The sequence below is a fragment of the Paenibacillus sp. sgz302114 genome (assembly GCF_056120345.1).
Genome location: NZ_JBVYOI010000001.1, coordinates 736,910 through 763,422, shown reverse-complemented (window position 1 = coordinate 763,422; position 26,513 = coordinate 736,910). Strand labels below are relative to the sequence as shown.

Genomic DNA, 26,513 nt, shown 5'->3' with positions numbered 1-26,513 from the left:
TAGGCAATTAGTTCATATCCAGAGGCGTTTTATACAGATTGATTTTACTTCCTGGAGCGACGGCCGAACCGCTTGCAGGCAGCCCTTTGGGTGCTTTCATACGCACTTGATAGGTGTAGTCGGTTTCTGACCTTTTATAGCCGTCTTTTTCCGCTTAGACGTACAGAAGGTATTTTTGGCCCGGCTTATCAGGGAACTGAATCGAATTGATGCTTTTAACGCCGCCTACATCGTTCGAATAGTAAAAGATCCTAGCACCTCACGTGGCGGTTTTGAAAGTGACAACGGAGTTGGGGGCGAAAAGGGAGTTAGTCGGCACCGATGCGGTCGGAGCAAGCGTCAGGTCGTCAACCGGATACTTATAAATCAATACACCGCTGGTTAAATGGGGAGCTGTCACGAGCACTTTGATCGTTGCTTGCGAATTCGGCTTGTCTGGAATGATGACCATTGTTCCTTTCGTGCTCCCTGTCGTCGGGGTCGTTCCGTCCGTAGTATAATACATCGTTTCTCCCGTCTTTAATACGAATCGGACGACATGTCCGGATGTACGGTTGCACCTGCCGCGGATGCAAACGTGATACAGGTCGTGACAAGCCATCGAGCTGCACCGCGGAGCGTGAGGACCGATTTCTTCATCGACATTATCGATTCCCCCAATAAATGGATGTTAACTTTAACAAAGCACATAAAAGCGCAATTTGTCTATGATCTCTTCGTACACCTTCGATTACGGATAGGAAGCAGGTTATATTAGCCTGTTTCTGAGTTGAATAACACGGTTGACTGCAGGTTAATATAGGTGGGAATTTGGAGTTTATTAAAATTTAATGATTTGGTGCTATTCTCTCGGATGAAGGCTGAAACAGCCGGCTTCAGACTAGTTCAATTAGCAATATAATGATGGAAGGTGCCATTCATGTGCGGTTTTGTAGGGTTTACAGGAACTCGTTTAGGCATTGATCAGGCGAAAACCATGCATGACATGATCAATACAATCGTGCACAGAGGCCCCGATAGCGGCGGCGTTTACTCGGATGAACACATTACGCTTGGATTTAGACGTCTCAAAATTATCGACATGTCCGAAACGGCAAGCCAGCCGATGTTCAATGAGGACAGGAGCTGTGCGCTTACCTTTAACGGCGAAGTCTACAACTATCAAGAGCTGCGGCAAGAGCTGATCGCGAAAGGTCATACCTTCGTAAGCAGCACGGACAGCGAAATTATTATCCACGGATATGAAGAATACGGCGTCGATATCGTACAACATTTAAGAGGAATGTTCGCCTTCGCTATATGGGATAGCCGAGATCAATCCTTATTCTTGGCAAGAGATCCTTTCGGGATAAAGCCGCTATACTATACGCTCAATACACTTGACAAATCACTTATTTTCGGCTCGGAAATCAAATCGTTTCTGAAGCATCCTTCATTTAAGAAGGAACTCAATAAGGATGCATTAAAGCCTTATCTGACCTTCCAATACTCCGTATTGGATGAAACCTTCTTTAAAGGCGTGTATAAGCTGAAGCCGGCGCATTACATGAGCTTCAAGAAAGGCGCAATCGAGATTAAGCCGTACTGGGAACCAAATTACATTGAAGAACGGAACAGTTTAGACTATTATGTAGAAGCTATTAAGGACACGCTTAGCGAATCCGTCGATTACCACCAAATTAGCGATGTGAACGTCGGCTCATTTTTGTCCGGAGGCATTGACTCCAGTTATATCACCACACTATTAAAGCCGAAAAAAACGTTTTCGGTCGGATTCGAGGGTCATGACGGCATCTTCAACGAGACGAATCTGGCTAAAGATCTGTCGGATTTGCTCGAAATCGATAACCATAAGCGTATGATCAGCGCAGATGAATGTTTCGATAAGCTACCTACGATTCAATATCATATGGATGAGCCGCACTCGAACCTATCCTCTGTCCCGTTGTATTTTCTAGCCGAGATGGCGAGCAAACACGTGACTGTCGTTCTATCTGGAGAAGGCGCGGATGAGTTGTTCGGCGGTTATGCTTGGTATGAGACTTCACCTGCAATGAGGAAATATAAGAAGATTCCGCAAGCCATTAGACGCTCAATCCGCTTCTTATCCAAGAAATTGCCTCACAATCGCATCACCTCCTTCTTGGTTAGGGGCGGACAACGGGTTGAGGACCACTTTATCGGACAGGCCAAAGTGTTTGACGAGGCGGATGCAATGAACGTACTGAAGGATGACTATAAGAATGGGCCATCCGTTCAAAGCATTACGAATGAGATCTATAACAAGGTAAAGGGCAAAGACGATGTAACGAAAATGCAGTATCTTGATTTGAAGCTGTGGCTTCCTGGCGATATTCTGCTTAAGGCGGATAAAATGAGTCTCGCCCATTCCATCGAGCTTCGAGTACCATTTCTGGATCGGAAGGTTATGGACTTGGCCTCAAAGATTCCATCCAAATATCGAGTTCATCCGAAGAACACGAAATTCGCGCTTCGAAAAGCCGCCAACGATGTGTTGCCAGATGAATGGGCTAACAGACCGAAAGTGGGTTTCCCCGTACCGATTAAGAGCTGGTTAAGAGAAGCAAAGTATTATACACTCGTTAAGGATATGTTCCAATCCGAACGAGCTAAGCAATTTTTTCACGTAGATGAGCTTCTGCGTTATTTGGATTCGCATTATGAAGGCAAACAAAATTATGCGAGGTATATTTGGACCGTCTACGTATTTCTCTTGTGGCATAAAACGTTCTTCGAGGAACAATACTAACTTTGAGAGGTAAGCGAAATGAAAATAAGAACCGCTTTATTTGCAGCCGTACTGTGTGCGTCCGTCGTAGGTTGTTGTTTTACGATGAAGCCCGAACTCACGCAAAAGGCAGTAGCGGTTATGAACATGAACGCCGATACTCAAGCAAAGTCCGAAATTATGCGAGGGTCTATCACGATCTTCGATACAGATACCGATACCCGCCTCCCCATCAAAAATACCGAATACACGATCTCGGATGAGGCTACTGGCAGTATGATCGACACCGTCAAGACAGATGCCGAAGGTAAAGCAACTTCGGCATTAATTGATTATGGGACCAAAATCGTGGTCAAAGAGAAGAAGACGCAGTTTCCTTACGACGACAACAATAATGAAATTCACGTTCAAGTTGAAGCGCCTCTAATGAAGCTGGAAAAGACGAACCGCTTGCTTGAATATGTGAAGAAGGTTCAGCGAATGGCGGACGGACAAATCGAAATTGAAAAAGTGTTCATGGACATGGACCCTCTTCTGCAACGGCCCGAGCTTCCAAATGGCTGTGAAATTGTTTCATTAACGGCCGTGTTAAATTACTATGGGTTTCAGGTTTCGAAGACCGAAATGGCGGATAAATTTTTGCCCAAGGAGCCGTTTACCATAAAGGACGATAAATTATTCGGACCTGATCCCAATAAAGCATACGTCGGTAATCCCCGAGATAACAAGGGAGCCTTTTTTAGCTATGCGCCTCCTATTGCTGCAGCGGCTAAATCCTATCTGAAATCGATAGGACAAAGTAATAGAATATCGGATATTAGCGGGGACTCCAGAGAACAAATCATGAAGTATCTGGACGAAGGAATTCCGATCATCATCTGGACAACGCTTGATCTGTCCGAACCCCATATGTCGGCGGCATGGTATCTGAACGACACCGGAAAATACTTTCCTGCCCCGGTTAACCTGCACTGCGTCGTGCTAGACGGCTACGAGGATAAGGACGATCTTGTCTACGTCATGAATCCGTTGGAAGGTCAGGTTACTTATGATGCGGATGATTTTTTTAAGAGCTATGAGGAAATCGGAAGCCATGCACTTATCATTCAAAGCTAACTGTATCATGAAAGCTGTTCCAGTCGGAGCAGCTTTTTTCTATCTCTATAATAACGAATACAAATAAGAGCACCAGTGACGCACAAAATATCTTCTGCTAGTCTGTGGTCGATTACATTATTTGAGGCTTTGTACGAATTCGGTCAGCGTCTTATCAGACTGTCGTTTAGTTGGCCTACGACCTTGAAGTCGATCTGACTTCCTTTCGAGGCGGCCACTTAATTTGGATGGCCGATTGTCTTTTTTTGTCGTGTTGTTTTAACCTCTCCTGCTTGGTTCAATATTATCAAGATCCACTTCATCAAATATCTCCGTTCTACATAAGCCTCGAAATACTTAAGCGCGCCACTCTATATGCATCCGCATGCATATTCATGCAGGTTAGTTCATTTTCTCATCAATTATGACTGCCTTGTCTCAATAATTCTGATTCTCTCCTCACTAATTCTGACACCACACATTTTTTTTCATGCTCTCAAAAAAAGTTCTAACGATTACTTTGACACATAGAGTAATCTATGTTAAATTTACTCCATCAGATAGAACTATGCCTGATAGAGCACTATGTGACAGAGTAAATCATCGTCACGAACGACAGGCTTAGGATTATGATTTACAGGAGGACCTGGCATGATTCGAAGTGACATCATTCGCGGACATCTCGATGCGATCATCCTGCGGCTTATTTACGAAGAAGACCGCTATGGTTATGAGATTTCCAAGGAAATCAGTGTGCGGACGGATGACCGTTTCCAAATCAAGGAAGCAACGCTGTATGCCGTCTTTCAACGGCTTGAGCGCAAAGAGTTGATCGAATCGTATATCGGCGACATATCACATGGCAGCAAGCGCCGCTACTACAAGATTACGAAGCTTGGCCGCGCGTACCTGAAAGAAACCGTTGAGGAATGGAACGAAATTAAAGAGATTGTCAATATTTTCATGGAGGGATTATAGAATGAAGAAGATTAGCACACATGTTGAGGAATGGTTCCGCGATATACCAGACAACGAGCAGAAACAAATAATTCAAGAGGAAATTACGCAAAATCTCGAAGAAAAAGTGTACGACCTTATGCGTGCCGGCAAGAGCGAAGAAGATGCGACGAACAAAGCGATCGTCGAGTTCGGCGACATTTCGGACATCAAGCAGGAACTCGGCGTCATCCGCACCAAGCCTGTAATCGATACACGCAAGCGATTCGGCTTGCACTTAGGCTTCTCGATTTGGGGGACATGCCTCATAATCGCCTTCTTCCTATTCATAAACATGTACTACACGCCAAACACAATCTGGTTCGTGTACCCAGCATTCGTAGTCGCTTGGTGGCCGCTTGTCATGTTCTACAAGTGGCTAGGCTGGTAATCGAGGAGGCGCCATTATGAAAAACCATCGAGCAAACTTTGCCGTGACCGGAAGCATCATGTCCATCGTCTTCCTTGTGATCGTGAACATCATTACATCGCCAGATTACTTATGGTTCGTCCACCCTGCCTTCGCTCTCATCCAGTGGCCGATCGCGATGTATTTTGCAGCGACAGGACGAATCAAGCTTTACTCGCTCGTTTCGACACTGCTGCTTATCATTTATCTCATCTGGGAAAATATTATACAAGGCGCAGGCCATCCTTGGTTCTTGTACCCGGCATTAGCTGTCATCTGGTGGCCAATCATCATGTACGCCGGTCGTTACGCCGCTACACTTGGCATGGCGATTATAAGCAGCATTTTAATCATCGGATCGTATGGCGCACTCAATTTGTTCCTCTCGCCTGAATACCCTTGGATTATTTTCGTGGCGTATACAATCTTGTGGTGGCCGATGTCCATCTACTTCACACGTTCGCGCAGATGGTTCGACTTCTCGCTATGCGCCTCTCTACTCACAAGCGCACTCTTCATTACAGTGAACGCAATCTCATCACCCGACGAAATATGGGCAATCTATCCGATCTTCGCCGTTATTTGGTGGCCGCTCAGCATGCACTACTATGCCAAACGTCCGCAAGTTTGATCGCCGTAAGCGTTGGATGCTACAATAGATCAGAGCTGCACTACACTATCTAATTGGAGAACTCATCTATGCTAGCATTCACTATGAAACAAGAATACGCAAACGACCGCATCCGCGTCGTACAAGCTAAACCCTCGGACGCCGCAGACGTGATGAACCTACTTGTAGGCACAGCACGTTGGCTGCAGAGCAAAGGCTCCACTCAATGGAGCGCACTTCTGAGCGGCGAAGATCACCATAACGTGACCGGACATATCGAGAAAGGCGAGCTCTTCATGTTCAAGGACGGCGACACGCTCGCTGGCATCGTCTTGCTTATGCAAGTGCCCGGCGAGTGGGATCATAGCCTATGGGGACCAGATGGACATGAGTCTATCGTTTACCTGCATCGCCTCGCGATTAATCGTGATTACGCTAAGCAAGGGCTTGGCACCGACATCGTGAGATGGGCAGAGGAAGGGGTTTTCTTCCCAGGCAAAGACCGCATTCGCCTCGATTGCATTGCAAACAATGAGACCTTGAACAAGTTCTACAGCGGGATTGGTTATACGTACAAAGGCACTTCGCCAAGCGGCTTCTGCTTATACGAGAAACTGTTAAAATAAAAAAACGGGCCGAGATGATCTCGGTCCGTTTTTTTTCAATTAGAATGCCCAATTGCCGCCGCGGAACAGCGGTTCAACCGAACCATCCTCACGCACGCCATCAATATCGAGATCTGCGTTGCCGATCATGAAATCAACATGCGTCAAGCTATTGTTCAAGCCGCGCTCAGCCAGCTCTTCCTTGCTCAGCTTAAGCCCGCCTTCGATACAGAACGGGAAGGCAAACCCAATTGCCAGATGGCATGCTGCATTCTCATCGAACAAGGTGTTGTAGAACGTCAAGTTCGTATTCGAAATGGGGGAGTGGAACGGAACAAGCGCGATCTCGCCGAGATAGTGCGAACCTTCGTCCGTCTCCACAAGCCCTTTGAGCGCTTCATAGCCCTGCTCAGCTTCATATGACGTAATGCGGCCATCCGTGAATGTAATCGAGAAGTTGTCAATCAAGTTCCCGTTATAGCTAAGCGGCTTACTGCTGTATACAGTGCCGTTCACGCTGCCTTTATGCGGCGAAGTGAACACTTCCTCTGTCGGCATGTTCGGGATAAATACACTGCCTTGCTTATTCTTCGTACCAGCGCTGACCCAGAGATGCCCTTCCGGCAAGCCGATCGACACATCCGTACCCGATGATGCCGAGCGGTAACGCAGCTCTTTGAATCTGCTTACGTTCAGGCGTTCCGCTTTGCTGCGAAGCCCATCTGCATGTTCGCGCCATGCCGCTACCGGATTGGTCGCATCCACGCGGGTCGCAGCGAAGATCGCTTCCCACAATGCATCTACTTGCTCAGCCGATGATCCAAGATCCGGGAACACCTTCTCAGCCCACTCTGGCGTTGGAACTGCCACGATGGACCAAGCACAATCATTGCTAAGCGTATATTGGCGGAAAGGTTGAAGCGCAGTCTGAGCTGGCTTCGTCACTGCACTGATGCGCGACGCTTCGATGCCGTTCAGCAGATCCGGATTTTCGGCCGTAATCCACAAGAACGCTGCTCCCTCTTCTGCCAGTTTAACTCGTCCATCGACGATCCACTCTGGGTAGAACGATAGCCCTTCCTCTGGCGACTTCTCCAGACGAGTACGGATGATCTGCTCATCCGTCCATTCCACGTGAACATAGCTTGCGCCGATCTCATACGCGTGCTTCGCGACGAGGCGGACGAAAGGCGCCGCCTCCACTTGGGTTATGATGCACAGCTTCTGTCCTGGCTGAATGTTGACGCCAACCTCGACTGCCAGCGCTGCATATTGGGCTAAACGATTCTCGAATGAGTTCATTATTTTCACTCCTCTAAAGTTGCAGCTTCAGCAAAATATTATACCAGTGCGATACGGACGGATGCAAAAAAGCTAGCTGGAGCCTTTGGTCCGCATCAGCAAATAAAGAAAATACGGCGCTCCGATCACAGCAACGACAATACCTGTCGGTATATTGTATAGCCGTGCGATTGTATCAGAAATGATGAGAAGCAGCGCTCCGGCAAGCGCCGATGCAGGCAGCAAATACGGATGCTGGGGACCGACTAGCCGTCTCGCTAGGTGAGGGCCAATCAACCCAACAAAGCCGATGGCACCACCGACTGCGACTGCGGCACCGGCTAATCCGACAGCAGAAGCAAACATGATAAGCCGCTCACGACTAAGCGAAGCGCCAAGTCCGCTTGCAGTGAGATCGCCGAGGTTCATAACGTCGAGCACTCTCGCTTTGAAGAATACGATCGGCAACAGCACGACAAGCCAAGGGACTAGTGCGAGCACGAAGCGCCAATCTGTGCCTAAGATGCTGCCTGCTAGCCAGACCTGCACGAATTTGAACTGCTCTGGATTGAGTCGAAGCGTCAGCACAAGCATCGCTGCAGATATTCCCGCGGCAACTGCAATACCGACAAGCAGCATTCGGATCGTGGAGATCCCATCATTGCGCCGGTAAGACAGCGTGAAGATGAGCGCTGCTGTTCCTCCCGCACCAAGCAGCGCGAGCAGCGGCAGCAGGAAGACCGTGCTGCTGACCGGCACGACGCTGATGAACAGGATGACGACGAGCCCTGCACCGGCATTAATGCCGAGAATGCCCGGCTCTGCGAGCGCATTGCGCGTAACCCCTTGCAGGATGCAGCCCGACACGGCAAAAGCAGCTCCAATTAGCAGCGACATAACCATGCGAGGTAGCCGGAACTGGAACAGAATCAGCTCCTGCTTCGCATCGCCTTTGCCAATTAAGGTACGCAGCACCTCATGCGGTGTCAGCTTTAATTGGCCGGTATCCATACTAATGATGAAGACAATTACGATGAGAACGAGTAATAGCGTCATAATGGAAAAAGCCCTTTTGCGGCGAGCTGCCTCCGCAGAAGCGACCATGGAAGTTGACATCATCTACAGCTCCCTCCTCTCGTTCATAGCAAGATAGAGGAAGAACGGTACGCCAATGATCGCGATGAGTGCACCAAGCGGCGTTTCAGCGAATGGGTTGAACATCCTTGCGCCGATATCAGCGAGTACGACGAGCAGCGAGCCGAGCACCGCAGAGCATGGTAAAATCCAGCGATAATCAACGCCAACCAGATATCGCGCGACATGCGGAATAATCAAGCCGACGAAGCCAACTGCGCCGACGATAGAGACCGAAGCGCCTGCCAAGATGAGAATGAGTAATGCCCCGATCGCCTTGACAAGACCTGTGCGCTGGCCGAGACCTGTTGCGATATCTTCGCCAAGGCTTAATAGTGTAATGGAGCGGGACATCAGAATAGCAGCAGCGATACTGCCAAGTATCCAAGGAGCAATGATTTTCACCTGTGCCCACTGTACGCCTTGCATACCGCCTGCATACCAGAATGCGAGCTCTTGGCCTACATTGTAATGAATCGCAATCGCTTCGCTAATGGCAAGCATGAGAGCAGATACTGCCGCCCCTGCAAGCACAAGCCGAACCGGCGTAAGCCCACCTTTTACCATTGAACCAGCACCGAATACGATAATAGCCGCGAATGCAGCTCCAATGAACGAGAAGAACAGCAAATTGACAAAGGACATGCCTGGGAAGAAAGCAAAGCAAACGGAGAGCAATAGGCCCGAGCCTGCATTAATGCCCAGCAATCCTGAATCCGCAATCGGGTTGCGGGTCATCCCCTGCATAAGCGCGCCTGCCGTTGCGAACGCCGCACCGGTTAGCGCTCCAGCAATAACACGCGGAATCCGCAGCTGATGAATGACCTGATGGGAAGTCAGATCCGGATTGAAATGAACGAGCGACTCCCATACCGTATCAAGCGAGATGTCTGCCGCGCCAACAGCGATGGACAGCGCCGCGCTGAGCAAGAGCAGTGCGCTCCCGACGACGAGAAGGATAATAGCGGCGAGCGGACGCGATTGAATCGTTACGTCCGGCTGTTCTGCTCTAGAGATTGAATGGGACTGCACAATGATAAACCACCTTTACTTATGTACATCTTGTAGCTCTGGAAGGCTAGTTCGATTTCAATTGAGAATTATTTTCATAATAAAGAGTTCCAGACAAGTTGTCCATCCATTACCCGAATCTTTTCCTTATTTGCGCGCCAGTTCTGCTGGATTTGTTACTTTTTTGTGCCAAACTCCTCATGAATGAAGGCGTTAGCGTCATACACTTATACCCGAAGGGCAGCATCGTAGTGACTACAAATGCATGATGCAAGCCCGGAAGGAGGTGCCGCTTTGCAGCCAGATCTGAACCAGATTCAAGCTGGCATCAATTTGCTCGTCAATCGGCTGCTGCCAAGACAAAGCGTCGATGGCAGCTGGCGGCTAGGCTTCATTGATTCCGGGACGTCCACAGATGCGGCAGCGATCATGTTGCTGCAGAGCATGCAAGTGCCGAAGCCTAAGCTGGTTGCTGCATTGAGGGATCGCATCGAAGCCATGCAAAGCTCCGACGGCGCTTGGCGCATCTACCCGAACGAAGCGTCTGGACGTGCAGCAGCTACAGCGGAGTGCTACTTCGCCCTGCAGTTCGCCGGCAGAACCCCGAATGAGCCGCATATGAAGAGAGCTCGTGAAGCGCTGCAAGCGCTCGGCGGCCTATCCCGCATCGACAGCTTATTAACGAAGTTTCTGCTCGCCGCTGTCGGGCAATATCGTTGGCCGCGCTGGTTTCCTGTGCCACTCACCTTGATGCTGCTGCCGAAATCAGCGCCGCTTCACTTCTATCAATTCTCCGGCTACGCGCGCGTACATATTGCGCCGATGCTCATTCTGGGCGACCGCAAGCCGTCATTCACGCTGCCATCGATCGTCCCGCTCCAGCCGACGCGCAGCGTCGACGAGGAGCTAAGGCTGCAGCAGGGCAGCTGGCAACGACATTTTCATTATAAACTGCGGCAGCTTGACGATGATCGCCAAAAGCTGCATCAGCAAGCAACCGATCGCGCTGTCTCGTTCATGCAAGCGCGTATCGAAGCCGACGGCACGCTGTATAGCTATGCGACAGCGACCATTCTGATGGTTCATGCGCTCCGTTCACTTGGCTTCAAAGCGGAGCATTCGCTTATTGCCGGAGCGCTCCAAGGGCTTGAGACATTCCTTGCGCCAGATTGGACGCTGCACAGCAGAGCCGCAACACTCCAAAATACGACGTCCACCGTCTGGGACACTGCGCTAATCAGCCACGCGCTGCAAGCTGCCGGCTTCTCCCCCTCACATCCTTCTATCTTGCGCGCAGGGCAGTTCTTGCTTTCGCGGCAGCATACGAAGCTAGGCGACTGGGAGCGCAATGTCGTTGATCCGGCTGCGGGCGGCTGGGGCTTCTCGAACATCAATACGATCAATCCCGACAATGATGACACGACGGCTGCTTTGCGAGCTATTTATTCCTTAACCGGAGCTGCCTCTGCTACCTCTCGTGAGAGAGGACTTAAGTGGCTGCTCGCGATGCAGAACAGCGACGGCGGCTGGGCGGCGTTCGAACGCAACCAAGATAACAAGCTGATCAGCTGGGTGCCGCTCGACGGCGCGGAAGACGCAGCAACGGACCCGTCAACACCGGATTTGACCGGCAGAACGCTCGAATATCTCGGCCGCTTCGCCAAACTAACGACCGAGCACCATTTCATCAGGCGCGCGGCGAACTGGCTCTACAGCCATCAGGAACTTGACGGATCCTGGTACGGGCGCTGGGGCGTCTGTTATATCTACGGTACATGGGCAGCGCTGACCGGACTCGCCTCCGTCAACGAGTCGCCGCAGCATCCGCGAATCCGGCGCGCAGTCAATTGGCTGCACGGCATTCAACACGATGACGGCGGTTTCGGCGAATCTTGCGGGAGCGACGAGGTGAAGAGGTTCGTCCCTCTCCCCGCTTCCACTCTCGTGCATACCGCCTGGGCGCTCGACGCACTCATTGCCGTCCATGAGACGCCAACCGAAGCGATGCAGCGTGCCTGCACCTACTTGCTCCGCGAGCTGCCTGGCGAGCATATGCAGCAGCAGTCGCTTGCTTCGCGCTACCCGCATGGCGCCGGCCTACCCGGTTATATCTATACTTGCTACGAGAGCTATCCGCTCATCTGGCCGCTGCTCGCGCTTGCCCATTATCGGAACAAATATAGCGAATGAACGAATCGAAGAACGAAACAGCAAACACCTTGCGTGCAGACTCCCTTTAAACAGGCGCGTCTTTCAATTCGCAAGGTGTTGACAAAAGCCTATTATTCTTTTTTAACCGCATCAAGCACATCTCTGCCTTTACTGTCTATCGCGGCAATTGACTCGATCTTCCACGGCTCTGCCGGCGATTCCCGAACGAGAATCAGCCCCAGCTTCAGCTTCAGCACCTTCTTGTTCTCAGCTAGCATCCTAACATTTTGCGAGAGATCCGCTATTAGCTCGTCTTCCGGCGCGTTCACCGCGATCTCTTTCTTCTGTTCGGCAGCGATCCGTTCCACGTGCGCAATTAGACGTTCAAGCTTGTCGTTATAAGGGTCTTCGAACAGCATTCGAGCAGCTTGGATTTCCTTCAGATTAAAGGCTTTGAAGAAGGTCGCGACGATCTTGTCCGGGTTCATCGCACCAACATACTCAGGCAGCTTGCCAGCAGCCTTGAACACCATAAGCTGATGCTCCGGATCGACGGTTTGAGTCTTATGCGTCGTGCTCCCTAGGAAATGCACACAGAAGTGGCCGGGAAAATCATTGTCCGGAATTCCATCTCCTCCGTGCGGCTTTCCGTGCATCGATGCTGCGAGCACCTCGCCGTCTGCCTGAACGAGAATCGCTCGCCGCTTCCAGCTCCATTTGCCATTATAGATGCGTTTCATAATTTCGGTATCCTCACGCGTCAGAGGCTGAACATCGGCATGACTGCTGCCAGCCCGCCGCTGTACATTGAAGGTTAAGCCGGTTTCCAGATCAGTGAGCGAGAAGCTCGACATGTTCGGAACATAAACCTTCGCTTCCTCCCAAGGCAGCAATCGGCCATAGTACACCCCTCGAAGCTCACGAACCCGTTGCGAGAGAAGTCTCCGATCCGATTCTTGCAGGATCACCTTCTCATCCGAAACAGTGTCGTATACGACACCGTATCGATCGACTGGAAGAGAGCGATCTTCGCTCCCTTTCTTGAGCGTCATATATGTGTCCGTGACAGGAATCGCATAAAGTCGGACGCGTACGCCATTGCTTAACATTTTCGATATCGCATCATCGCTTCCGATTGTAAGCTCCGTCGTTCTGACCGATTCCGGACTCGCGGCCACGCGCAGCTTTGCCCCTACATCTCCCGCTTCGATGCGCTGGCAGCTGAGCATGATGCCGATCCCAAGGAGACAGACGGCTTGCAAGATGCACATTACTTTGCGCATGACATTCCTCCACCACTCTTCAACTTGTCTCTTTCTTAACGTGGGCATAGTGTTTCCGCGCATGATGTGGAATATTCTTCCGCAATTCCGTTATGAGTCGTAATTAATCATTGCTGACTGCAAGGAAGATTGGGTTGAATCGTCATAGATAATTCTTTTCGTACGTAGAAAAAGCCTGCCGGCAATGCCGGCAGGCTTTAGCTTAGCGATTACGATATAAGAGTTCCGGCTGGGATGCGATTTTACTTTCGGCAGATAAAGATCAGTTCCTTATGGTCTGCGGCAGCCGGTTCGTCGCTGAAATCTCCAAAGATCTGTATGTCGCTGAAGCCTGCGCGCTCGAGCATCAACACCAACTCGTTCTTCGAATAGTCATCCAACCTTTGCGTTTGAACTTCCTCCTTGATAAGGACTCCTTCGTGCCACAGCCGGACTCGCATCTGACGGGTGGCGACGTTCTCCAAAGGATCTGTCTCAAGTGACCTGGCGGCCATTTCCAGCTCCATGCCGTCGGCCAGGCGCTGGCGCTCACTTGATGCGGGCCATCCCTGGGGTTCAGCCTGCCTGTACTCAGGCAACCTCGACAGCCAAGCGGGCGGATCGTTCCACCGCACCGCATAGTTGAATGCGAACGTGCCGCCTGAACGTAGATGCTCATGGCAGCGCTGCATGGCCTGCATAGTCAGACGATGCTCTCCACCGAGACCAATCACCCCGCAGGCAAATATCGTCCTATAGCGCTGGGGTAGTGGGGGCGCTGCATATTTTGATGACCTCCCTCGATATCGTTGAGACTGGCCCAGCAATAGTTAGCGTGCAAGGAGGGTTACGCTAACGTCGCCCTCCGTATCGTAGCGGTTGCGATGCTCAGGTTGTCATTCATCGGAGTCACCCTTTCTGAATGGATACGCCGCATGCCGCGACAGGTTCATCAGGGCATAGACGGCTTGTACCCTACTAGGCAATAGTTGATTAAATTCAAACTTGTCGTACGGAACAGGGACCGTAATTCATTTTCTACGACGTTGGTTGACTCCAACAACCGTATCTTAGTGGCATCATATCTAGGCATTTTACGAGTGTACGATTTATCTATATTTATTTCAGCCATCTCGGCACCCACCAGTTCCATTTGCCAAGCATTCTCATTATTGATGGAACCAAAACCATTCTTATGACCGTTGCATCAATAAAAATCGCTGCAGCGATGCCAATCCCCAATTGTTTCACCCCGACAACTTCTCCGAATGCAAACGGCAACGTAACCGCAATCATGATGGCGGCAGCTGAATTAATGATCCTGCTGATCGAGGCTAATCCTGCCAGTACCGCTTGACGATTATCTTGCGTTTGCTGATAGGCCTCGAATATTCGCGATACCAGGAACACCCCGTAATCCATGCTGATACCAAAAGCCAGTCCGAAGATGAATACAGGAATCATGATGGCAATGCTGTTCGGTTCCATTCCGAAATGTCCCTCTTCAAAAATCCATACCAGTATTCCAAACGACGCCCCTAGGCTTAAGAGATTCATCGCAATCGTTTTTAAGGGGATAAGAATGGATCGAAAAGCGATGAACAACAATAAGTAATTGGATATTAGGATAAATAGAAACACAAACTTGATGTTGTGAAATATGGCATCAAACACTTCCTGCTGGTACTTCGCTTCTCCCCCTAACAAATAATGGATATCTGAGGACTTCCCTTCAAGTTCCCGAAGCCTAAGCCAACTCATTACATGTTTGGAAGAAGGCTCGCCCTTTAAAGTAACCTGTATAAGCATTCTGTTTTTATGAACAAATTGCTGAATGACCGGCTCATATGATGCTTTTAACAGAGGTTTTTGAGCTAAGAGGTACAGCTGTTCGGGCGGCATTCGCAAGCTCGAAAACAAGGAATCCACTCTCTGTACGTTAGGATCGATCGCCAATTTATGAATAAGCATATATGCGTTCAACCAATCCTCTTTTTTCAATTTGGTTGTTTCTCCTTGAGCAATAATATACACATTGGAACTCTTCCATGAAACGAAATGGGTTTGATAGGCCTCGAAGGCCATACGGGAAGCATACCTTTGCGGTAAGGAAGCTGCATCCGGAATGGCTACTTTCATATGGTTTAAAGGCAGCAACCACCCCATTAACATAAAGGAAGCCAACAGCGCCATTCGGACAGGCCTTTTCATTACAAAGAGCGATATTTGGTACCAGAGATTCCTTCCACTGGGATGCAATGGATTGCTCCCTGCTTTAATGGCTGGCCACAAGAAAGCTAATAGAGCAGGAACTAATGTTAAGGTTAACAATACAGAAACCGTCAGTACCGTCATCGCTCCTAACGCAATCGTAGAAAACATAGGAAGCGGAATGAATAAGATCCCCATTAAGCCTAAGAAAATACAAACTGCTGAGAAAAAAACGGCTCTTCCTGCAGTCTTCATTGTCTTGTTCAATGCTAGCTCTACCGATTCTTTCCTTAACTCCTCTTTAAACCGGCTGACTAGCAGTAAAGCAAAATCAATGCTAAGAGCTAGCCCTACCATGGGTATGACATTCAATACAAAGTTAGACAACTCGATTTGCGTCCCTACCAAAAACATGATTCCCATGGTACTGGAAACCCCAATCATCCCTATTGCGATAGGAATCAAAGCAGGCACGATTCCACCAAACGCAAACCAAAGAATGAAGAAGGCAACTGGTAGTCCTATTCTTTCTGCTTTTTTCAAATCATCACGGCTTGCTCGATTCACATCGGCTTGAACCACCGATTTACCTGTCATTGTCACCGAGATATAACGATTTTTCGGTAGACTTCTTTGTATTTCTCCGAGCACCGGCTCCATTTCGTAGGAATTGTTCTTAAAGGAAAGCAGCGCATAGGCGAAGTTCCCTTTGAGCATCCCCTCCATATCCAGCGGCGAAACCATTTCGCTTAGACCATCAACACTCCGCAGCAGAAACAACGTTTTCTGGATGAAATATTGAAATTGTTTGAGGGAGACTTTCTCCTTTTTTTCAAACACAAGAATAACAGGTGCCTCGGGGACGTGAAACTCGGATGATAATATATGCTCCACCTTAACATATTCCCCATTTGGCAATAAGCCGTGATCTTTTAATACCGAGGGTAACTTAGGCGCATAAAAGCCAAAAATGACCCAAAATAAAATCCAAAACAGGATAATTACGATTGGGTATCGATAGGTGATTGCCGTAAGCTTTTGAAAACCCATGGTCTTGCTCCTTTATGTACCTATTCGTTGCCTATACATCGCTTTCTTTTAACCTTGTCGCTTTTACCAATCCAAATGCCAATCCCGGCGCAAGTTGTGCTGCGTTAAGCAGGATTCGTGGTAGGATCGGTATGCCGAACAGCCACTGTAGACGACGCCCCCATTGCATGGGACCCTTGAATTCCCGCCGAATGGACTGCGAGTAATCTTGTTTCCACTTAGAAAGAGAAATCACGCCACGCAAATACTGGTCTGCAAGAGGCGAGCACAATAAGGCCGACCGAAGCGCCATTGACATCCCGTCTCCACATAGCGGCGGTATCATTATAGCGGCGTCTCCTACGTTCGGGACAATATCCCATGTCAACGGCTTTCGATTTAAATTAACCGGGGCAACTGCTGTTTGCGTGCTGTGGACAGGAACGGCATTTCTTAGCTTTCGATAAAGGCTAGGGTTCCGGTCACAAGCAGCCTCAATCAGGCCTAAGATCGATTTTTCAGCATTACGGAAAGCTTCCCGATTCAACAGCGCCGCAACGTTAACTAGTCCGCCTTCAATTGGTGAAATGCCTAAATATCCGCCTTTAAAAAAATAGAGCTCTACAACGGGTTCCATGTCTAACCCGCTAAAATGGGATTTCACGCCAATATATGCATTCTTTACGCCTGCACTAGTTTGATGACCTGGAAGACCAGAACGACAATTAGCGCCCCACGCAGCAATAACGGCTCGAGCTTGATAGGTTTGACTTACTTCTCCCTGTTTCGCATGAATGATGTATCCTCTGTCGCTTTGTAAGACGGACGTTACCGTTGTTGCGGTTTGTACCTGAACTCCCGAGCTCGAGGCTGCGCGATGCAGAGTGGAATCAAGCAGAAATCGGCTCACCCCAAGAGCGGCACTCGGCAATGGAATTTCTAGCTTATCTCCAGAACTGATGATCAGACGTGTCCGATTAATCAAGCTAGGCTGCAGCGATTCTACAAGGCCATGCAATCCGAGTGTATTCAGCATGCTCCGGGATTCAGGGGAAAGGAACTCTCCGCAGACTTTATGCCGCGGGAAATGGTTACGGTCAATCAGAACAGTCTCGTAGCCCCGATCCGCTAAAGACTTAGCCAAACTGCTGCCAGCGATTCCTGCTCCAAGAACCGCTACATCCTGGATTCGATTCATAACATTCAACTCCGAGGCCTCGAATTAGACCTTGCTTTTCCAAATAATGACCACATACCGAAACAAGGGTCTCCAGGCAAAGAACATCTTGGGTGCACCCAAGACTTTCCTAAGATTATTCCAATCCTCCGAACGAAAACCTTTAGCCACGGAAAGAGGCCCATCATTAACGATATACCGGTTTTTGGAGACGATTCGCGTCGTAAGCCACACCGCGGCCCAAGGAATCCAGTGCCGGTGGATGTCATTGATTACAACACCGAATCGAGATGCCTTAAGCATACTTTCTACAACCTTGGGTAGTTCGTTTGTTGCAAAATGATGAACAAATTGCGTACCGGTAATCACATCCACGGCGTCTTCTTGAAGTTTAAACAAATCATTTCGCATCACTTGTACCCGAGGTTCATTCAGATAAAGCATTCTTGCCTCTTCATAAGCCTCTTCCGTAATGTCTACCAAAGTGATTCTTAGATTGATCCGGTTCGCATCTGCCCACCGCAGGATGTGGCGATTCACATCCCCAGATCCTGAACCAATATCCAAGATCGAAAAGCGGCTAGGTTTCCCCGCTTCCTTCCATATTCGCTGTACGCCGTAAAGCGTAGGAGCAGCAGCACTGAAGACCCGATTAAGAATGCGAAGATGCCGCAAGGCTTCCCTAAGTTCTGGTCCTCCTGTCGAAAGGTCATCCATCAACTCATGTTCGATAGCTCGCTGCTTGAACCTTCTAAACACGGACATCATCTACAAGCTGCTCCTGAGTAATGACGGATGGGAGGTAAGCAATTTGAATCATCTCGCAGGTGAGGCCTGGCCCGAAAGCCACAGCTACACCATTAGCCGGTCCGGAGTCTCGGCCTATAAGTTCCTTCCTCATTTCATTTAGTACGAACAATATTGTTGCAGAGGACATGTTTCCATAATTGCGCAATACATTGCGACTGGGCCGGGCTTGTTCTTGGGTGAGTTCGTACAACTCTTCCAGCGTGTCTATGATGCCTTTGCCTCCAGGATGGATTGCCCATAAATCAGGTTTTTGACTTCCGCTGATCAGATGCTCGATTTGTTCTGGAATAAATCTGCCGATCAGTTTAGGTATGTTCGTCGACAGATAAAGATCAAACCCGTAATTACCAACCTCCCATACCATCTCTTCGGCAGAGTCCGGCAGGAGAATGGAGTGTTCGTTCCCTAATTGGAAAATGCCAAGATGGTTAGGGCCGGATAAACCTACAATACACGCCGAGGACCCATCACCGAAAAAAGATGCACCGAATAAGTCCTCGCGCTGGCTAGAGGGCTGAATGTGAAGCGTGCATAACTCAACACACACAATTAATACTTTTGCGGAGGGATTACTTGATACGATTTGCCGTGATAAGCAAACAGCCTTTAATCCAGCTGCGCACCCTAGAAAGTTTAACGGAATCCGATTAACAGTGGCAGCTAGTCCCAGCTGCCCAACCAATTCAGCATCCAAACCCGGGAGAAACTGCCCTGTGCAGCTAACTGTGATCAGATGCGTAATGTCAGATGCTTCCACTTTCCCATCTATTAGCGCTTCTCTCGCAGCACTCCATCCGAGCGGAACGGACTCTCTCTTATAAGTTTCCATTCGCTCGGCGGTTGAAGGGATGACTCGATTTGACCGCTGTGAAAAATAACGGCAATCTTCGGCGGATTCCAGCAGATTCGGCTCACAGGTGTAGCGGGTTTCTACCCCGCACTGCTTGAATATTCTTTTTACCCAGCGTGCAGTATCGGGAATCTCGCTTAATGCCTGAGCTAATCTCTGCGATGTATCAGCTTGATCGAGGCGGTATTCCGGCACAGCCGTGCCAATTCCCAGAATTGCAATGACTGAATCTGCTTGTTTCATCTTCTATCTTCATCCCTTCGCGCAATTCATATAATGGTCGGACATGCACCTTGCTTTAATCATATGTATTCGTTTTTCAGATCGTTATGAAGGAAACCATAAAGTCATAGCAAAAAGCAGCTCCTGATTTAGAGCTGCCTTTGGCAAAGTGAAGCTAATTATGTAGGTAGTTCTACTGGTTTTAAAGGAATTTTTGCCGGCCCTTCAAGCACTTCCCCCTTGAATGAAAATCTTGAACCATGGCATGGGCAGTCCCAAGTTCGTTCTCCATGGTTCCACTCGACTTCGCATCCCATATGCGTGCATGTTGTATCTACGATATATAATTGACCTTGTTGATCCCGATAGGCACCGGCTCTTTTTCCGTTTGCTTTTACCACAGCTCCTTCGTCATTCTGTAATTCCTCCGGTTTCTTGAAGATCATTTCTAGCTTTCCGGAAACAAAACGGTTAACGACATCGGCATTTTGCACGATGAATGTTTTCAGGCTCGGATCCGCGTGAAATCTTCCGGGTTTAAAGAGCTCTTGGTAAGGACTTTCTCTTCCTGTGACCAGCTTTTCGAGCAGTAACGCCGCTGCTGTTCCAGATGTCATCCCCCATTTTTTATATCCGGTGGCAACGAGAATATTAGGATAATCCGAATTGGTCTGTCCGATATACGGAAGCTTGTCCAGAGTAACCAGGTCTTGCGCTGACCATCGGTAATAGATTTCTTGAATGCCCAATTGTTTTTCTCCGAACATTTGCAAAGCTTCATAATGTTTAAACGTACAGATTCCCTGTCCCGTCTTGTGGCTTTCGCCGGCGATCAAAACCATCGTTTCTCCATTAACCGTCGTTGACCTAAGGGATCGTTTGGGCTCCTCAGCGCTGATAAACATGCCTCTTGGGAATTCTTTGGCGGTTTTCACTGCCAGAATGTATGCTCTTTTTGCGTGCATTTTAGCAAAATAAAATCCACCTCCGTCATAAAACGGAAAATGCGAGCACGATATGGCAAAATTACAGGTAATCCGATGTTCCTCATTCGTAATCACTGTTGCAGGATTTCCTTTTTCAATCCTTACGGCTGTCGTTTGCTCATAAACTTGGCATCCTTGTTGTTGCGCCGCATGATTTACTAAATGCGTTAAATACGGGATTGGGCTAAACTGGGCCTGATCTTTCATGACAACAGCGGCTTTGGTTTGAAAAGGCAAAGGTGTTTGTTCTACATAAGCACCGGGTATACCCAATGCCTCATATGCCGAGAATTCATCGGCTATTTTTTTCTTGAAATCGACTGAATTCGTATAAACATAAGCATCTTCCTCCGTAAAATCGCACGATATCTGATGCTCCTGAACGGTTTTCTTAATGAAATGCAAGGCCTCATGGTTGGCTAAGTAATATAGTTTCGCTTGTTCTTTGCCAAAATGCGAAATGAACTCGTCATAGATCAGATCATGCTGTGCAGTAATCTTTGCCGTCGTATGTCCTGTAGTTCCGTTAAGAATTCGTCCGGCATCAAGTAATGCGACCTTAAGTCCCTGCTTTGAAAGCAAATATGCGGTTGTTATACCAGAGATTCCGGCACCAACGATTGCTACATCTACTTGGATATCAGTTGTCAGCTTAGGAAAACTCGGAATGCTTGAAGAAGCAATCCATAAAGATTCCGGATATTGAGGAAGGATTACTCCTGGTGATTGATTCTTATCCATCGCGCTTCCCTTCTTTCATTTTCGACATAATATAACCGGTTTTTCAAACGAGTACAGATGGTAGAAAACTTGACTTTCAACCTTTACAGGGTTTACTAAATGCACAGGCATTATCCTTTGCCCATACAATGTTGGAATAGGCGTGCGAGCTGCACAAGAAAGGCGGAAATAAGATGAATTTCGAACCTGTATTACGGTCGAATATATTGGCTGCGGCCAGAGCCATGCGCAATAGCGAAGTGGGTTTCGCGACGTTTCGGACGTCGTACTGTAATTCGGAATATTGGAATTTGACTAGCGAGGGCGGCTTCGAGTTGAAACGGAACGTCGCAGCGTCGGATGGGATCCGAGACATCTTCGAGAGCGCGAGTAAATATGGATTTGAGTGTGCGACCGCCGTTATGATCATTGAATACAAAGCGGTCTTAGAGACGCTCGGCGAAGACACGTTCAACCGGCTCTTTCCGAAGCTATATTTGCACTCATGGCAATTCGATAACAATCTCGGTTTAACAAGAGAAGATGCGCCTAGCTCGAACTCTAAGCCCGGCGACGTCCTTTACTTCAAGAATCCGGAGGTTAATCCGGAGGAACGAATCTGGCAAGGCGAGAACGTGATCAAGATGGGAGATGATCATTATTTCGGGCATGGAATCGGCATGGAGAGTGGTGAAGGCATTATCCGTGCGCTAAACAAGCACCGAGCACCTGACGCTACAGAATCTGCCTATCTGGAGGATCAGTTCATCTACCCGGACTTCTCTACATTATCGAAGTACGCCCCCTCAGACATTCGACCAAGCCGCATAATCCCAATAAGACTTGAGAGTGGTACGGTGAATGCGAGCATCGGTGCACGAAGATATATTTTGCATTAATATGCATGTACAAAAGGACTGAATGCCTACTGACAATAGAGAGTCAACGGCGTCCGGTCCTTCTCTTCTCGTTTCACTGTTTTGCAAACTTTTACCAATTAGAATCACCTGTAGAGGAAATAACTTGACAACGATACACTTTGTATCATAAATTACATAATAGGACATTCTGTATCCAATTAGATAAATTAACAAGAGGTAAGGAGTTTTCGATGATGACGATGGGAGATCGATTGCGAGAACTGCGGCTGCGCCACAATTACTCGCAAGATGAGGTGGCAAGGCAGATCGGAATTACCCGGTCCGCCTACAGCCATTATGAGATTAACAATAGACAGCCTGTTTATGACACATTGCGGAAGCTTGCCACCTTGTTCGGCGTTTCACTCGATTATATTATCGGCGGAGAGTCATCAAGACGAGAAACGCCAACACTAACACCTGAGACGATGGAAATTTTTAGGTTGCTGAGCACTATGGATCAGGAGAAGCGCAAGGCATCCATTGACCGCATGATGGCCGTTATCAAACAAGTCGATTAGCCCACCATACGCACTTCCGCCGGGAGCATGAACCAGATCATCGTCCCCTTATCCACCGTACTCACCGCACCTATCGCGCCGTCATGCGCCTCCACAATTTCTTTTGCAATTGCAAGTCCAAGTCCGCTTCCACCATCCGCAGAATTACGTGACACGTCTTTCTTGTAGAACCGATCGAATATGTATGGCAAATGTTCATCCGCAATCCCGCTGCCTGTATCGCTCACGGTTACGATTACTCGGCTGGTATGCTCTTCGAAGAAGAAGGAGAGCGTTATTTCGCCGCCTCTTGGCGTATGCTTGATCGCATTGTACACGACGTTCGCCAGCACTTGATCCATTCTTGCCAGGTCGAGGCTAAGCAGAATGCGGTTCTGCTGCTCCATCTCATGCGCATGGCCATCTTCTGTGGAGCTGACGCTGTGGAAGTCGCAGCTGAATCGCAAACCGCTGCTAATGACGTCGATCTCGTACATGTCATGCAGCTGTTGGATCCATTGTCCAAGCGGCACCTTCGCAAAATCAAACCGCGTCTGACCCGCCTCCAGCTTCGTCAGCTCAAACAGATCGCGGATGAGCCGGTTGAGCCCGCCTACTTTGCCGAGCATCATCCGAATGTAACGCTGCTGCTGCTCCTCCGTCTGTACTAATCCATCTTGGAAAGCTTCCAAGTACCCTTGCAGCAGCGTAATCGGCGTTCGCAAATCATGCGAGATGTTCGTCATCAGATGTCTCCGGGACATCTCTGACCGTTGCAGTTCCCGATTAGTCTGTGCCAGCGTTGCGTTCGCTTCACTGAGTGCGACCGTGCGCTCCTCAATTCGCTCTTCCAGATGGGTATTCAGCTCGCGAAGCTCCTTCGATACATGCTCCACTCGCACCATCGCGTTCGAGAAGCGCCTTGAGATAATAAATGATTGCATCAGCATAAAGAAGAATAAGCCTAATGGAACCAGCTGTGCGTAGACGAGCCATTCATTGAAGAACAGCATGTCATTCAGCACGGTCACGACGAAGACAGCAAGTCCCGTGAGGACGAATGTAGAGCCGATTCTTCGCCGTATACGAGCGGTAATGAGTACTGCAAGCGAATAGATCGCTACAATGACGACGAATAGCTGAAAAAGCGCGAGCTGCTTTGAGAATGTGATCGCAGGACTTAGTAGCACAAACATGCATAAAGATAGCCCAATTCCAGTTACAAACGGAATGACTCGCTTCGAGGCGTCCAGCGGAAATAGCTTGTACACATAGAGAAAACCCGTTACCGCGCTAAGCGCGAAAGCGATGTATTCGATCTTAAGTCCTGCTTCCCACGAAATCGGGAATAGCCTCAGCAGGTAGTTCTCCCCTGTCACGCTTGCCCTTGCTGCAACGAACAGACAGAGCAATCCAAAATGCAGGGTAAACTGCTCCTGTCGCCGAAAAGCATACAGACCAATGTGATAGACGCCAATAATAATAAGGCTGCCGAGGATCAGCATCTCCTTGGCGGTCGTTTTCATCTGCGCATCAACAATCGAGTCGCTGTCGCCGAGCTGAATCGGAACCCAAATACCGCCTTTTCGATGCTGGAAATTGGATACTTGGATGACGATTTCAAGCTTGTCTGCATTCGTGTTGAACGAGACGATCTTCGGAAACTGCTCTGCCTTCGAGGCGCTCCGGCTTGTACCGACATGCCCGAGTTCTGCGAGCTCTTGGCCATTCACCCAAAGCTTATAGCTGCTAAAAATATTCGGCAGACGCATCGCAAGCACATGATCCGTTGGCTGTATAAGCGCTGTCAGCTTATACGTCGCGTAGCCTTGGCCTTCGTCAATGCCTTGAACGTTCCGATAGCTGTTCCACGACCGGGGCACACGCACGGTCGCCGTGCGCTGCTCTAGAACAGGATCGCCCGGCTGAAGCAGCTTACCTGCAAAGAACGCCCACTGTCCCGACAGTTCAACTTGACCGTCTGTTTCAAACTGCCAGCTGCGCAGGTCAATAATCCCTTGCTTTGCTGCAGGCTCGACTTGCTCGCTCTCGACGGAGCAGCTAGTTAATCCAAGAAGCGGTATCACGAGAAGTAGAAAATAACATAAATGACGCCGAATTGTGCTAACCTCCTGGAAACGCGGATTGCCCACCCCTGTCTCCTTTCGTTATAATAGCCTAGGAAGAGGGGGAAGAAACGAAGATGAGTGGGAGCAAAATATTAGTTGTAGACGATGAAGCTGACATTACCGAGCTCATAACGCTTTATATGGAACGCGAAGGCTACGCTGTACATACAACAGACAACGGTGAAGATGCCGTCCACATGGCGGAATCTATCTCTCCGGACATGATATTGCTCGATATTTCGCTCAAGCATTTGGATGGGTACGAGGTTTGTAAGCAAATACGTACCGTTTCCAACGTTCCCATATTGTTTATCAGCTGCATGAGCGACGATACTGACATTATACATGGTCTTACGGTAGGCGGCGACGATTATATGACCAAGCCGTTCAGTCCTAGCCAGCTCGTCGCGCGCGTGAAAGCGCATCTGCGCCGCCAATCGGTTAACGAGCAACGTTCCATCGAGCGCATGACCGGAGAAGTGCTTCAGCTTGATGGGCTTGTGATCGACCTGCCGGCACGAACGGTTCATGTGAGGGAAAAGGAAGTGTTCCTCTCCGCTAAGGAGTTTGAGCTTCTCGTCCGACTCGCTAAGACGCCGAATCGCGCTTTTGCACTCGATGATCTGTATACGATCGTTTGGGGCCATGACAGTATGGGTGATACACGCACTCTGATGGTGCATATCAGCAATCTCCGCAAAAAAATCGAGCCTGATCCTGCAAACCCGATCTACATTGTAACTGTTCGGGGTGTAGGCTACAAATTTAACGTCAAGGAAGGAAATCTTCATGTACAACGCTGATCTATGGAAAGACTACGAGCTTCTCGATACGGGGAACGGAGAAAAATTAGAACGATGGGGCCGCTACGTCCTGCGCAGACCGGACCCGCAAGTTATCTGGCCGATTGCCAATGAGACGGAGCAATGGAAGACGGCTGACGGCCATTATCATCGCAGCTCCTCAGGCGGCGGCGAATGGGAATTCCGCACGAAAATGCCGGAACGTTGGACTGTTGAATACGGTGAACTGAAATTTCACATTAAACCGACAAGCTTTAAGCACACAGGCTTGTTCCCTGAGCAAGCAGTGAACTGGTCGTGGATGATGGACAAGATACGGAATGCAGGTCGTCCGATCCGGGTGTTGAATCTGTTCGCGTACACGGGCGGCGCAACTGTCGCTGCCGCTGCAGCTGGAGCTGAGGTATGTCACGTCGATGCGGCTAAAGGTATGGTCCAGTGGGCAAAAGAAAACGCTGAACTGTCAGGCCTTGCATCTGCTCCAATTCGTTACATTACGGATGATGTGTTCAAATTCGTCCAGCGCGAAGAGCGCCGCGGCAAGAAATATGATGCCATCATTATGGACCCGCCTTCATACGGACGCGGACCAAACGGCGAAATGTGGAAGCTGGAGACGAACCTCTTCCCGTTCTTGGATTTCTGTACGACGATTCTGTCGGAAGACCCGTTGTTTGTCCTGGTTAACTCTTATACGACTGGTCTCTCCCCTACTGTGCTGCATAACATGCTGCATATGACGGTTGGCCGCAAGTTTGAAGGCTCGATTCATTGCGGGGAGATTGGACTGCCGATTACGGAATCCGGTCTAACACTGCCATGCGGCATCCTTGGCCGCTGGGAGGGCAAGTAA

Annotated in this window: 24 protein-coding genes; 11 read left to right on the top strand and 13 right to left on the bottom strand. The window is 49.1% G+C overall.

Translation table 11 applies throughout. The annotated features are described in order from the left end of the window. Window positions 1-259: 259 nt before the first annotated feature. Entirely contained in the window at window positions 260-505 is a 246-nt protein-coding gene (locus tag AC0LWF_RS03505; RefSeq protein WP_474650152.1) for a hypothetical protein, read from the bottom strand. Between the two features lie 14 nt (window positions 506-519). Then, on the bottom strand, window positions 520-645 hold the full coding sequence (locus AC0LWF_RS03500) for a hypothetical protein (protein ID WP_474650151.1): 126 nt from the start codon (window positions 643-645) through the stop codon (window positions 520-522). A gap of 274 nt (window positions 646-919) precedes the next feature. Between AC0LWF_RS03500 and asnB the strand changes: the two genes are divergently transcribed. The 6 genes from asnB (at window position 920) to AC0LWF_RS03470 (ending at window position 6,485) form a co-directional block, all read left to right on the top strand. Beyond that, on the top strand, window positions 920-2,770 hold the full coding sequence (gene asnB / locus AC0LWF_RS03495) for an asparagine synthase (glutamine-hydrolyzing) (RefSeq protein ID WP_474650150.1): 1,851 nt from the start codon (window positions 920-922) through the stop codon (window positions 2,768-2,770). Between the two features lie 84 nt (window positions 2,771-2,854). Then, window positions 2,855-3,865 carry a C39 family peptidase gene (locus tag AC0LWF_RS03490; RefSeq protein ID WP_474650149.1) on the top strand — a complete coding sequence of 337 codons (1,011 nt, stop codon included), beginning with the start codon at window positions 2,855-2,857 and terminating at the stop codon, window positions 3,863-3,865. Window positions 3,866-4,495: 630 nt separating this feature from the next. Beyond that, complete coding sequence (locus AC0LWF_RS03485) at window positions 4,496-4,822, top strand: PadR family transcriptional regulator (protein WP_474650148.1); 327 nt, start codon at window positions 4,496-4,498, stop codon at window positions 4,820-4,822. Window position 4,823: 1 nt separating this feature from the next. After that, the gene (locus tag AC0LWF_RS03480; protein ID WP_474650147.1) at window positions 4,824-5,231 is read left to right on the top strand and encodes a permease prefix domain 1-containing protein; all 408 of its coding nucleotides are present in this window, start codon (window positions 4,824-4,826) and stop codon (window positions 5,229-5,231) included. 16 nt (window positions 5,232-5,247) lie between these two features. Beyond that, window positions 5,248-5,880 carry a hypothetical protein gene (locus AC0LWF_RS03475; RefSeq protein WP_474650146.1) on the top strand — a complete coding sequence of 211 codons (633 nt, stop codon included), beginning with the start codon at window positions 5,248-5,250 and terminating at the stop codon, window positions 5,878-5,880. 68 nt (window positions 5,881-5,948) lie between these two features. Beyond that, on the top strand, window positions 5,949-6,485 hold the full coding sequence (locus tag AC0LWF_RS03470) for a GNAT family N-acetyltransferase (RefSeq protein ID WP_474650145.1): 537 nt from the start codon (window positions 5,949-5,951) through the stop codon (window positions 6,483-6,485). A 39-nt stretch (window positions 6,486-6,524) separates the two neighbouring features. Here AC0LWF_RS03470 and AC0LWF_RS03465 read toward each other — a convergent pair whose 3' ends face one another. From AC0LWF_RS03465 to AC0LWF_RS03455, 3 genes are all read right to left on the bottom strand, one after another. Next, on the bottom strand, window positions 6,525-7,766 hold the full coding sequence (locus tag AC0LWF_RS03465) for an aminopeptidase (protein WP_474650144.1): 1,242 nt from the start codon (window positions 7,764-7,766) through the stop codon (window positions 6,525-6,527). Window positions 7,767-7,838: 72 nt separating this feature from the next. Next, complete coding sequence (locus AC0LWF_RS03460; protein ID WP_474650467.1) at window positions 7,839-8,861, bottom strand: FecCD family ABC transporter permease; 1,023 nt, start codon at window positions 8,859-8,861, stop codon at window positions 7,839-7,841. Window positions 8,862-8,864: 3 nt separating this feature from the next. Then, window positions 8,865-9,914 carry a FecCD family ABC transporter permease gene (locus tag AC0LWF_RS03455; RefSeq protein ID WP_474650466.1) on the bottom strand — a complete coding sequence of 350 codons (1,050 nt, stop codon included), beginning with the start codon at window positions 9,912-9,914 and terminating at the stop codon, window positions 8,865-8,867. A 270-nt stretch (window positions 9,915-10,184) separates the two neighbouring features. Here AC0LWF_RS03455 and AC0LWF_RS03450 point away from each other — a divergent pair, with 270 nt between their 5' ends. Next, window positions 10,185-12,080 (top strand): terpene cyclase/mutase family protein, encoded by a 1,896-nt coding sequence (locus AC0LWF_RS03450; RefSeq protein ID WP_474650143.1) that lies wholly within the window; start codon window positions 10,185-10,187, stop codon window positions 12,078-12,080. A 92-nt stretch (window positions 12,081-12,172) separates the two neighbouring features. Here the strand turns inward: AC0LWF_RS03450 and AC0LWF_RS03445 are convergent, their stop codons facing one another. The 7 genes from AC0LWF_RS03445 to AC0LWF_RS03415 all read right to left on the bottom strand — a co-directional run bounded on the left by AC0LWF_RS03445 (window position 12,173) and on the right by AC0LWF_RS03415 (window position 21,329). Beyond that, the gene (locus AC0LWF_RS03445) at window positions 12,173-13,324 is read right to left on the bottom strand and encodes a hypothetical protein (protein ID WP_474650142.1); all 1,152 of its coding nucleotides are present in this window, start codon (window positions 13,322-13,324) and stop codon (window positions 12,173-12,175) included. A gap of 242 nt (window positions 13,325-13,566) precedes the next feature. Further along, on the bottom strand, window positions 13,567-14,004 hold the full coding sequence (locus AC0LWF_RS03440) for a hypothetical protein (protein WP_474650141.1): 438 nt from the start codon (window positions 14,002-14,004) through the stop codon (window positions 13,567-13,569). Window positions 14,005-14,422: 418 nt separating this feature from the next. Next, complete coding sequence (locus AC0LWF_RS03435; RefSeq protein ID WP_474650140.1) at window positions 14,423-16,564, bottom strand: MMPL family transporter; 2,142 nt, start codon at window positions 16,562-16,564, stop codon at window positions 14,423-14,425. Between the two features lie 31 nt (window positions 16,565-16,595). Further along, window positions 16,596-17,741: an NAD(P)/FAD-dependent oxidoreductase gene (locus tag AC0LWF_RS03430; RefSeq protein ID WP_474650139.1), complete on the bottom strand. Its 1,146-nt coding sequence runs from the start codon at window positions 17,739-17,741 to the stop codon at window positions 16,596-16,598. Window positions 17,742-17,765: 24 nt separating this feature from the next. Further along, on the bottom strand, window positions 17,766-18,485 hold the full coding sequence (locus AC0LWF_RS03425) for a methyltransferase domain-containing protein (protein WP_474650465.1): 720 nt from the start codon (window positions 18,483-18,485) through the stop codon (window positions 17,766-17,768). Then, on the bottom strand, window positions 18,472-19,623 hold the full coding sequence (locus AC0LWF_RS03420; protein ID WP_474650138.1) for a type III polyketide synthase: 1,152 nt from the start codon (window positions 19,621-19,623) through the stop codon (window positions 18,472-18,474). Before AC0LWF_RS03420 ends, AC0LWF_RS03425 begins: the two co-directional genes overlap by 14 nt. 158 nt (window positions 19,624-19,781) lie before the next feature. Beyond that, window positions 19,782-21,329, bottom strand: a complete 1,548-nt coding sequence (locus AC0LWF_RS03415) for an FAD-dependent oxidoreductase (RefSeq protein ID WP_474650137.1) — start codon at window positions 21,327-21,329, stop codon at window positions 19,782-19,784. 173 nt (window positions 21,330-21,502) lie between these two features. On the opposite strand from AC0LWF_RS03415, the gene AC0LWF_RS03410 reads away from it, so the two are divergent. Together AC0LWF_RS03410 and AC0LWF_RS03405 are read left to right on the top strand one after the other, a co-directional pair. Beyond that, window positions 21,503-22,207, top strand: a complete 705-nt coding sequence (locus AC0LWF_RS03410; RefSeq protein WP_474650136.1) for a protein-glutamine gamma-glutamyltransferase — start codon at window positions 21,503-21,505, stop codon at window positions 22,205-22,207. 212 nt (window positions 22,208-22,419) lie between these two features. After that, window positions 22,420-22,749, top strand: a complete 330-nt coding sequence (locus AC0LWF_RS03405; RefSeq protein WP_474650135.1) for a helix-turn-helix domain-containing protein — start codon at window positions 22,420-22,422, stop codon at window positions 22,747-22,749. Here the strand turns inward: AC0LWF_RS03405 and AC0LWF_RS03400 are convergent. Further along, a complete protein-coding gene (locus tag AC0LWF_RS03400; protein WP_474650134.1) occupies window positions 22,746-24,881 on the bottom strand; it encodes a sensor histidine kinase in 2,136 nt (711 codons plus the stop codon). The two genes, AC0LWF_RS03405 and AC0LWF_RS03400, sit on opposite strands and share 4 nt — an antisense overlap. 50 nt (window positions 24,882-24,931) lie before the next feature. On the opposite strand from AC0LWF_RS03400, the gene AC0LWF_RS03395 reads away from it, so the two are divergent. Next, complete coding sequence (locus AC0LWF_RS03395) at window positions 24,932-25,660, top strand: response regulator (RefSeq protein WP_474650133.1); 729 nt, start codon at window positions 24,932-24,934, stop codon at window positions 25,658-25,660. Next, complete coding sequence (locus AC0LWF_RS03390) at window positions 25,647-26,513, top strand: class I SAM-dependent methyltransferase (protein ID WP_474650132.1); 867 nt, start codon at window positions 25,647-25,649, stop codon at window positions 26,511-26,513. Before AC0LWF_RS03395 ends, AC0LWF_RS03390 begins: the two co-directional genes overlap by 14 nt.

Bases quoted from the DNA above. Each gene is read 5' to 3' on its own strand.
- AC0LWF_RS03505 (WP_474650152.1), bottom strand. From the start codon at position 505: ATGTATTATACTACGGACGGAACGACCCCGACGACAGGGAGCACGAAA.
- AC0LWF_RS03500 (WP_474650151.1), bottom strand. From the start codon at position 645: ATGTCGATGAAGAAATCGGTCCTCACGCTCCGCGGTGCAGCTCGATGG.
- asnB (WP_474650150.1), top strand. From the start codon at position 920: ATGTGCGGTTTTGTAGGGTTTACAGGAACTCGTTTAGGCATTGATCAG.
- AC0LWF_RS03490 (WP_474650149.1), top strand. From the start codon at position 2,855: ATGAAGCCCGAACTCACGCAAAAGGCAGTAGCGGTTATGAACATGAAC.
- AC0LWF_RS03485 (WP_474650148.1), top strand. From the start codon at position 4,496: ATGATTCGAAGTGACATCATTCGCGGACATCTCGATGCGATCATCCTG.
- AC0LWF_RS03480 (WP_474650147.1), top strand. From the start codon at position 4,824: ATGAAGAAGATTAGCACACATGTTGAGGAATGGTTCCGCGATATACCA.
- AC0LWF_RS03475 (WP_474650146.1), top strand. From the start codon at position 5,248: ATGAAAAACCATCGAGCAAACTTTGCCGTGACCGGAAGCATCATGTCC.
- AC0LWF_RS03470 (WP_474650145.1), top strand. From the start codon at position 5,949: ATGCTAGCATTCACTATGAAACAAGAATACGCAAACGACCGCATCCGC.
- AC0LWF_RS03465 (WP_474650144.1), bottom strand. From the start codon at position 7,766: ATGAACTCATTCGAGAATCGTTTAGCCCAATATGCAGCGCTGGCAGTC.
- AC0LWF_RS03460 (WP_474650467.1), bottom strand. From the start codon at position 8,861: ATGTCAACTTCCATGGTCGCTTCTGCGGAGGCAGCTCGCCGCAAAAGG.
- AC0LWF_RS03445 (WP_474650142.1), bottom strand. From the start codon at position 13,324: ATGCGCAAAGTAATGTGCATCTTGCAAGCCGTCTGTCTCCTTGGGATC.
- AC0LWF_RS03440 (WP_474650141.1), bottom strand. From the start codon at position 14,004: ATGCAGGCCATGCAGCGCTGCCATGAGCATCTACGTTCAGGCGGCACG.
- AC0LWF_RS03435 (WP_474650140.1), bottom strand. From the start codon at position 16,564: ATGGGTTTTCAAAAGCTTACGGCAATCACCTATCGATACCCAATCGTA.
- AC0LWF_RS03430 (WP_474650139.1), bottom strand. From the start codon at position 17,741: ATGAATCGAATCCAGGATGTAGCGGTTCTTGGAGCAGGAATCGCTGGC.
- AC0LWF_RS03425 (WP_474650465.1), bottom strand. From the start codon at position 18,485: ATGTCCGTGTTTAGAAGGTTCAAGCAGCGAGCTATCGAACATGAGTTG.
- AC0LWF_RS03420 (WP_474650138.1), bottom strand. From the start codon at position 19,623: ATGAAACAAGCAGATTCAGTCATTGCAATTCTGGGAATTGGCACGGCT.
- AC0LWF_RS03415 (WP_474650137.1), bottom strand. From the start codon at position 21,329: ATGGATAAGAATCAATCACCAGGAGTAATCCTTCCTCAATATCCGGAA.
- AC0LWF_RS03410 (WP_474650136.1), top strand. From the start codon at position 21,503: ATGAATTTCGAACCTGTATTACGGTCGAATATATTGGCTGCGGCCAGA.
- AC0LWF_RS03405 (WP_474650135.1), top strand. From the start codon at position 22,420: ATGATGACGATGGGAGATCGATTGCGAGAACTGCGGCTGCGCCACAAT.
- AC0LWF_RS03395 (WP_474650133.1), top strand. From the start codon at position 24,932: ATGAGTGGGAGCAAAATATTAGTTGTAGACGATGAAGCTGACATTACC.
- AC0LWF_RS03390 (WP_474650132.1), top strand. From the start codon at position 25,647: ATGTACAACGCTGATCTATGGAAAGACTACGAGCTTCTCGATACGGGG.